Annotated in this window: 9 protein-coding genes and 2 riboswitches; all 9 genes read left to right on the forward strand. The window is 42.9% G+C overall.

Going from position 1 to position 8,209, the window contains the following annotated elements:
- Positions 1-69: 69 nt before the first annotated feature.
- Positions 70-187: riboswitch (SAM riboswitch) on the reverse strand.
- A gap of 406 nt (positions 188-593) precedes the next feature.
- Positions 594-701, forward strand: a riboswitch (SAM riboswitch).
- Between the two features lie 98 nt (positions 702-799).
- The 9 genes from CVD23_RS10465 to CVD23_RS10505 all read left to right on the forward strand — a co-directional run bounded on the left by CVD23_RS10465 (position 800) and on the right by CVD23_RS10505 (position 8,040).
- Entirely contained in the window at positions 800-916 is a 117-nt protein-coding gene (locus CVD23_RS10465; protein ID WP_373270841.1) for a YezD family protein, read from the forward strand.
- Positions 917-998: 82 nt separating this feature from the next.
- The gene (locus tag CVD23_RS10470) at positions 999-1,715 is read left to right on the forward strand and encodes a phosphoadenylyl-sulfate reductase (RefSeq protein WP_101665960.1); all 717 of its coding nucleotides are present in this window, start codon (positions 999-1,001) and stop codon (positions 1,713-1,715) included.
- A 12-nt stretch (positions 1,716-1,727) separates the two neighbouring features.
- A complete protein-coding gene (locus tag CVD23_RS10475; protein ID WP_101576218.1) occupies positions 1,728-2,807 on the forward strand; it encodes an inorganic phosphate transporter in 1,080 nt (359 codons plus the stop codon).
- A 61-nt stretch (positions 2,808-2,868) separates the two neighbouring features.
- Positions 2,869-4,017 carry a sulfate adenylyltransferase gene (gene sat / locus CVD23_RS10480; protein ID WP_101665961.1) on the forward strand — a complete coding sequence of 383 codons (1,149 nt, stop codon included), beginning with the start codon at positions 2,869-2,871 and terminating at the stop codon, positions 4,015-4,017.
- A gap of 20 nt (positions 4,018-4,037) precedes the next feature.
- Positions 4,038-4,637 (forward strand): adenylyl-sulfate kinase, encoded by a 600-nt coding sequence (cysC, locus tag CVD23_RS10485; protein WP_101665962.1) that lies wholly within the window; start codon positions 4,038-4,040, stop codon positions 4,635-4,637.
- 15 nt (positions 4,638-4,652) lie between these two features.
- Entirely contained in the window at positions 4,653-6,272 is a 1,620-nt protein-coding gene (locus CVD23_RS10490) for a nitrite/sulfite reductase (protein ID WP_101665963.1), read from the forward strand.
- A 20-nt stretch (positions 6,273-6,292) separates the two neighbouring features.
- A complete protein-coding gene (locus tag CVD23_RS10495; protein ID WP_101576214.1) occupies positions 6,293-6,508 on the forward strand; it encodes a DUF3906 family protein in 216 nt (71 codons plus the stop codon).
- 18 nt (positions 6,509-6,526) lie between these two features.
- Positions 6,527-7,312: a uroporphyrinogen-III C-methyltransferase gene (gene cobA / locus CVD23_RS10500; RefSeq protein WP_101665964.1), complete on the forward strand. Its 786-nt coding sequence runs from the start codon at positions 6,527-6,529 to the stop codon at positions 7,310-7,312.
- Positions 7,312-8,040: a sirohydrochlorin chelatase gene (locus CVD23_RS10505; protein ID WP_101665965.1), complete on the forward strand. Its 729-nt coding sequence runs from the start codon at positions 7,312-7,314 to the stop codon at positions 8,038-8,040. Before cobA ends, CVD23_RS10505 begins: the two co-directional genes overlap by 1 nt.
- Positions 8,041-8,209 lie beyond the last annotated feature (169 nt).

Consider the following 8,209-nt stretch of genomic DNA (forward strand, 5'->3'; position numbering starts at 1 on the left):
GCCACCACTCCTTTAAGAAATAAAAAAAGCCTTCAAGAAGAAGACTTTGTATGCTGGACGCAGCCGTTCTTCTCATCTTTCAAGTTCATAAAAAACTTGCAGGATTTAGCACCTTTTCAATGCTATTAGGGCATTGATGGTTGCTGAGGTGTCTTCGGGCCATTCCCTCAACCTCTCTCGATAAGAAATCGTTTGTATTCAATTGACTAAAATTTACAACATCCACATACTTGTGTCAACCATTTTTTAAAAATTAAGAAAATCACTCTTTTTTAAAATAGGGTGGACGTAGAGAATTGAGATAGTCTTTCATGACGGTTTACGAGCCGCTAAAAATGTCAAATCATCAGATTTTGAAAAAATTTTAAATTGTCTGTATTGCATCATATGTACGTACCAGGGAAAGAGAAACTTAAAAATTACGATTGACAACTAACTGGTATCCTGTTAATTTAAATAGAACTCATCGGAATTATAGGAATTAATCTTTTTCGTAGCTTTGATCGGTTCTACTGGACTAAATTCCTATTTTTCATTTCAGTACTTTAAAGTATTGACATGGAATTCCTTTGTGTTAAAATTTAGAAAAAATAAACTTATCCAGAGCGGCGGAGGGAATTGGCCCGATGAAGTCCGGCAACCTGCTGAACAAGCAAGGTGCTAAATCCAACAAAATGTGAAACCATTTTGGAAGATAAGGTAAACATATTCTTACCTGATGAGTCTTTCCGAAGTGGAAAGGTTTTTTTATTTAGAAGGAGGGGCTTGCTTGGGAAAGAAAGTAAATCAGTTCGATGAAATTTATTCGCATTTGCAGGAAATCCTGGCGGGGATGAAGTACGGTTCAATCACACTGGTTGTTCAGGACGGTGTAGTCGTGCAAATTGAAAAAAATGAAAAACTTAGAATTAAGTGAGCTTGCTGACTAGATAAACTAGAGGCAGTTTTAACCTTACCGGTTAGAACTGTCTCTTTTTTTGGAATTTGGAGGGATTGATTTGGCGCAATTAATCACGTATCAAAATTTTGATACATTTTCGGCACTGGACTTTTCGTATGCTAACGAGACAAAAGGGGCCTTAGACGTTCTTAAGTGGGCGTATTCGCATTATGGAGAGGGAAACCTTGTTTATGCCTGCAGTTTTGGGATTGAAGGAATTGTCTTAATCGATTTGATCTCCAAAGTAAATGAAACAGCGAGAATCGTTTTTCTCGATACTGAACTTCATTTCGCGGAGACTTACAAGTTAATTGACCAAGTGAAGGAGAAATATCCGCAATTAGTCATTGAACTGAACAAACCCGATTTGTCTCTGGAAGAACAGGCGCACACATACGGGGATGAACTATGGAAGAGCGACCCGAACAAATGCTGTGAACTTCGAAAAGTTACTCCGCTTAACAGCGTGCTCTCAGGAACAGCGGCATGGCTGTCGGGATTAAGGAGAGAACAATCCGAAACAAGGAAACATACACAATTTATCAATAAAGACCACCGCTTTCAATCGGTGAAGATTTGCCCGCTCATCCATTGGACGTGGAAGGATATTTGGCGTTACGCCCACAAAAACAATTTGCCGTATAACATTCTCCATGATCATGGTTACCCAAGTATCGGCTGCAAGACGTGCACTGCACCTGTTTTCAATAGCGGGGACTTGAGGTCAGGCCGATGGACCGGCCAGAATAAAATTGAATGCGGACTTCATCAATAAGAGGTAATCAATATGATCCTAACTTATATAACTTGTATCGTCGCCCTGTTTTTTGCGATGAATATTGGAGCGAGCGGGGCAGCGGCTTCGATTAGCATCGCATACGGTTCGGGCGCTATTCCAAGCAGGAGAAAGGCATTGGTATTGTGCGGAATTGCTATTTTTGCCGGGGCTGCCGTGGGCGGGAGTGAAGTGGTCAAAACGATTGGAACAGACATTATTCCGCAGTCGCTGCTGACCGTAAAAGTGGTGTTGATCATCCTATCCTCAGCAGCCATATCTTTATTTATCGCCAACCTGATGGGGATACCGCTCTCGACCAGTGAAATTACCGTTGGATCTGTTGTCGGTGTGGGAATTGCCTATCAGGCTTTGTACATCAATAATATTTTGGTCATCGTCAGCTTTTGGATTATCGTTCCTGCTGCAGGGTTTGCGATTGCACTTCTGTTAGGAAAGTTTATAAAAAAGCTGGAGAAGCACTATCCGGGCTTGAAAAATGAAAAGATGCAAAAAACGCTCGCTGTATTTGTGATCATTGTTGGATTCTTTGAAGCTTTTTCAGCGGGCATGAACAATGTTGCCAATGCGGTTGGGCCGTTGGTAGGCGCTGGAATCGTACCGATTCATACAGGTATTCTCATTGGCGGCTTATTTATCGCCCTCGGTGCGATATTTATGGGCGGGGGTGTCTTGCAAACAAATGGGAAAAAGATTACTAACTTCTCCTTGCTGGAAGGCGGCGCGATTTCAGGAACCGGGGCATTCCTGGTTATCCTTGCTTCCATTTACGGCCTGCCCGTTCCGCTGACACAGGTAACCAGCACAGCTATTATTGGAATCGGCGCATCGCAAAATGGATGGGGTATTTTGAAAAAGAAAATCATCAACAAAATTCTTAAAGTATGGATCGTTTCGCCAATCGTCTCGCTGGTGGTTTCATACAGCTTTGTGAAGATATTTGTCGAGAGTGACCTATATTCTGTGATTGTTTTATTCAGTGTTTGTGCTGCAACGCTTGGAACGCTTAGCTTGGCGAAAACAATAAGAGAAGACGGTAGGATTATTTATGAAAAAGGCGGAGGCATCTAGCTGAAAAACCTATTTTTCCTATAAGGATACTTGATTTTGAAAAGGACAGGAGGAAATTAATATGACATTAAGCTTTCCGCATGGGGGAACATTAATCAATCGCTGGAATCCTTCATTTGATTATAAAAAAATTGCCAAACAGATTGAGCTGGATGGAATCGCATTAAGTGATCTTGAATTGATTGGGACAGGCGCATACAGTCCGTTAGATGGGTTTATGAGAAAGGAAGATTACGAATCTGTTTTACATAGAATGCGCCTCTCGGATGGTACAGTGTGGAGTATTCCCATTACGCTGCCGGTTACGGAACAAGAAGCAATCAAGCTTTCACTCGGCGATGAAGTGCGGCTGGTCAGCAAGGACGAGACATACGGAATCATGACGATCTCCGATATCTATTATTCGGATAAGCATGAAGAAGCGCAATCTGTCTACCGGACACGAGAGCTTAAACATCCAGGGGTAAACAAACTTTTCCAAAGAGGTGATGTCTATATCGGCGGGCAGATTACCCTTATAAAACGGATCGAGCGGAACGATTTTCAGTCATTCTACTTAGATCCGCAGCAAACGAGAGAAATATTTGCGGATAAGGGCTGGAAAACCGTCGTTGGATTTCAAACGAGGAATCCCGTCCACAGGGCCCATGAATATATCCAAAAGACGGCGCTCGAAACGGTTGATGGATTATTTTTAAATCCGCTCGTTGGTGAAACAAAATCGGATGATATTCCCGCTGATGTCAGAATGAAAAGCTATCAAATTTTACTTGAAAACTATTATCCGCTCGATCGTGTGTTTCTGGCTGTATTTCCAGCAGCGATGCGGTACGCAGGGCCGCGTGAAGCGGTGTTCCACGCAATCGTCCGGAAAAATTATGGCTGTACCCATTTTATAGTCGGCCGTGATCACGCCGGGGTTGGCGATTATTATGGCACTTATGATGCACAGAAGATTTTCAGCGAATTTTATCCGGAAGAATTGGGGATTACCCTATTATTTTTTGAACACAGCTTTTACTGCTCTAAATGCGAAAATATGGCGTCAGCGAAAACATGCCCGCACTCAAGCGTGGACCATGTCATTCTTTCGGGAACAAAGGTAAGAGAATTGCTGCGAAATGGCGAAACCCCTCCAAGTACCTTCAGCCGCAAAGAAGTGGTCGAAGTGTTAATTGCAGGATTACAGGAAAATGCAGTGAGAGCATAACGGATCGGGGAGGATTATTTTTGAGTAAAAGTTCACATATCACCTGGCATGATTTATCGCTTTCAAAAGAGTTAAGAAGAAAGCAAAACGGTCATCACAGTTTTGTCATCTGGTTTACTGGCTTATCGGGATCAGGAAAATCGACTGTTGCCAATGAGGTAGCGAAAAGGCTCTTTGACCAGCGAATCAATAACTATGTGTTAGATGGTGACAACATCCGTCATGGATTGAATAAGGATCTTGGTTTTAGCGACCTTGATCGAAAAGAAAATATTAGAAGGATAGGAGAAGTTTCCAGGCTGTTTATTGATAGCGGCCACGTGATTTTAACGGCTTTTATTTCCCCTTTTCTAGAGGACAGGCAGCTTGTCAGAAGCCTTCTCGAACAGGATGAGTTCATTGAAGTATATATTAAATGCCCGCTTGAAGAATGTGAAAGGCGCGATCCAAAAGGCCTTTACCAAAAAGCGAGAGATGGTCTTATCCGGGATTTTACCGGGATAACTTCTCCCTATCAGGAACCGGTGGAACCTGAGATTACAATTGAGACAGACCTTTATACAGTCGAAGAAAGTGTTGAACAGATCATTGATTATCTTAGATTAAAAAAATTTATATAAACTGGGGGAATTGAAATGGCTTATGAAAAGTTCTGGGCGGGCAATCCTGCAATCAACAAGACTGAAACGAGGAAGCTCGAAAAAGACGGCTTAAAGATTTATGATGATATCCCTTATTATGCCGAGCATGGTTTCGCATCGATCCCAACAGAAGAATGGGATATGTTCAAATGGGCCGGATTATACTTACAGCGCCCTAAGGAAGACGGTTATTTCATGATGCGTGTTTGTGTTCCATCAGGGATGTTAACCTATGACCAGACTGTTGCACTTGCTAATATTGCGAAGGATTACGGGCGGGGAGTCTATGATGTCACGACAAGGCAGGCGATCCAGTTTCACTGGCTGACGATTGAACAAATGCCCGATATATTCGCAAGGCTGGACAAAGTAGGGCTGTCCAGTGCAGGTGCATGCGGGGATATTACGAGAAATATTGTCGGTAATCCGCTGACCGGAATCGATCCAAATGAATTGTTTGATACGAGCAGCATCGTGAAGGAAGTCTATGAATACTTCCAATTCAATGAGGATTTTTCAAATCTGCCAAGGAAATACAAGCTGTCGATCAGCTCAAATGTGCACAATGCTTCGAATGCGGAAATTAATTGTTTGTCTTTTATACCGGCTTATAAAGAATTAAATGGGGAAAGAGTTGCTGGTTTTCACGTTAAGGTGGGCGGAGGTTTATCAGCTGTTCCTTTTCTGGCTGAGACCCTTGATGTGTTTGTTACCCGAGACAGGACACTTGATGTTGCGGTAGCAATTACAACGATTTTCCGTGATTACGGTTACCGTGAAAAACGTCACCGCGCCCGTCTTAAATTTCTCGTTGCCGATTGGGGCACTGAAAAATTGAAGGAAAAGCTCATTGAACTGACCGGGCCGCTTCCTGAAAAAGGGGAAGATGCGACAAAAGGATGGAATGCCGGTTACTTTTATGGAATTCATCAACAAAAGCAGGCGGGGCTTAACTATGTCGGTATAAACGTACCTGTGGGCCGCTTGACTCCAGATGAAGTTTTAGAATTAGCGCGAATTTCAAAAAAATACGGAAATGGCGAAATTAGAAACTGCAACTCTCAAAATGTCATTATTCCGAATATACCCGATCAACATGTCGAAGCACTTCAAAGCGAGGAAATTTTTAAAAAGTTCCCGATCGCTCCGAGCAAGTTTATCGGCTATGCCGTTTCCTGTACCGGTATAGAATATTGCAATCTTGCGCTTGTTGAAACGAAGGAGCGAATGAAAAGAATTGCCGAACAGTTGGATAAGCAAGTAGAACTTGATGTCCCGGTAAGGATCCACATGGTCGGCTGCCCAAATTCTTGCGGACAGCGGCAAATTGCCGAGATCGGGCTTCAGGGTATTAAAATGAAGAACAAAGATAAGGTGATGGTTGAAGCCTTTGAAATTTATGTCGGTGGCACGCTTGATAACGGCGGTAAATTAAACGCTAAACTAAAGGGAAAAGTGGAAGCAAATCAGCTCGATTTTGTTCTTAAAGAGATTTTAATCTATTTTAAAGATACAAAAATAGCAGGTGAATCGTTTTTCGATTATGTTGAGCGAGTCGGGACGGAGCCATTGCAGGAGCGCTTAAACGTCATAATTGGCAGTGTCGCTGTTTAATAAAGAAAGGTGACGTAAACATGAATCTATACCGATTTGAAGTAACGATCGATCAAGAGGTGACCCATGTCATCATTGCAGCTGAAAATGATGAAGCGGCCTTTCGCCTTGTCGATGTTGAACTGGAGAAGCATTTTTTAAAGGAAAGGGAAGTCAACGATGTTTCTCTATATGAAAAGAAAAAAATCCGCAACGGCAACGGTTTTGTATTATCGCGATTTGAAACAATTCTTTAATGATGAGGGGTGAGGTACATGCAATCGGGGAAAGTCTATCTGGTAGGGGCCGGTCCTGGAGACCCGGAGTTAATCACGGTAAAAGGATTGAATAGCATTAAAGAAGCGGATGTGATTCTGTATGACCGACTGGTAAATGCTGAGCTGCTGCAGTATGCAAAGCCGACAGCAGAGCTGATTTATTGCGGGAAACTTCCGAACTATCATTCGCTGCGACAGGAAACGATTAACCATTTTCTCGTTAAGCATGCCAAGAAGGGAAAAGTCGTAACCCGTTTAAAAGGCGGCGATCCGTTCGTGTTTGGCAGGGGAGGAGAGGAAGCGGAAGTGCTTGCTGCAAACGGCGTCGAGTTTGAAATTGTTCCCGGTATCACAGCAGGAATCGCAGCACCGGCGTATGCCGGCATCCCCGTAACGCACCGGGACCACAGTTCATCCTTTGCGATTGTTACCGGACATCGGAAGAAAGGCGAAGATGACAACATCAAGTGGGAGCTTCTCGCGAAAGGGATCGATACGCTTGCAATCTATATGGGTGTCAAAAACCTTCCTTATATAAGAGAGAAACTTCTCCACTATGGAAAACGGGAAGATACACCGGTCGCGCTTATTAACTGGGGGACATTACATGCACAAAAAACTGTCGTCACTACACTTGGTGACGTAGTGCAGGCCGCTCTTAAGGGGAAAGTAGAAAATCCTTGCATGATCATTGTCGGAGATGTTGTTAATATGCGCGACAAAATCAATTGGTTTGAAAATAAACAAATAAAAGAAAGCCTGTTTGCAAGCGAGGCATATTAATGGAAGCTATTTTATATATTTGCCATGGAAGCCGGGTTCCGGCAGCACAACAACAAGCAGTCGCTTTCATTGAAAAAACGATGACAGAAAGCCCGGCACCGATAAACGAGTATTGCTTCCTTGAACTTGCGCAGCCGAATATTGCGGAAGCGTACAAACGCTGCATTGAACAAGGGGCAACGAAAATCGCAGCAGTCCCAGTATTACTGCTGACGGCCGTTCATGCTAAAGAAGATATTCCCAATGAGCTAAATACAATAGCTTCCCAGTTTCCTGAAGTTCAGTTGAACTACGGGCGCCCGATTGGCGTCCATCCAAAAATGGTTGAAACCTTGATCGAACGCATTGAAGAAACAAACGAGCCCCTTACCGATGACTCCATGGTCCTGTTAATAGGAAGAGGAAGTTCAGATCCTGATGTTAAGCGGGATCTAGGCGACATTGCCAAGCTGCTGAAACAACGCAGTGGCGTAAGACGAGTCGATACGTGCTACTTAACAGCTGCCGATCCTGGTCTGGAAGAAGGACTGAAAATCGCAGCTGAAAGTCCCTTCAGTAAAGTTTTTGTCATTCCCTATTTGTTGTTCACAGGAATTTTGATGAAAACAATTGAAAATACGATTAAAAATCATAGTCAAAATGATTATAAACAATATATTTTAAGCAATTACTTGGGATACCATCCTCATATAGAAAGTATATTACACGAGCGTGCCTATCAACTCTAGGGCGAACAGGGGCAAAAAGGAAACGAGCTGTTAAGATATATATAATAGAAGATAAAAGATTCGGAGTAAGCAAGATTGAAATCGGGCCACCAGGCCTGATTTTTGTTTTTTGCGTGCCCAGCAAGCCGTTAATTGCTAGTTGGTGAAAGTCCAACCCGAGTAAGTGTCA

The organism is Bacillus sp. V33-4 (genome assembly GCF_002860225.1).
GTDB lineage: Bacteria > Bacillota > Bacilli > Bacillales > Cytobacillaceae > Bacillus_BJ > Bacillus_BJ canaveralius.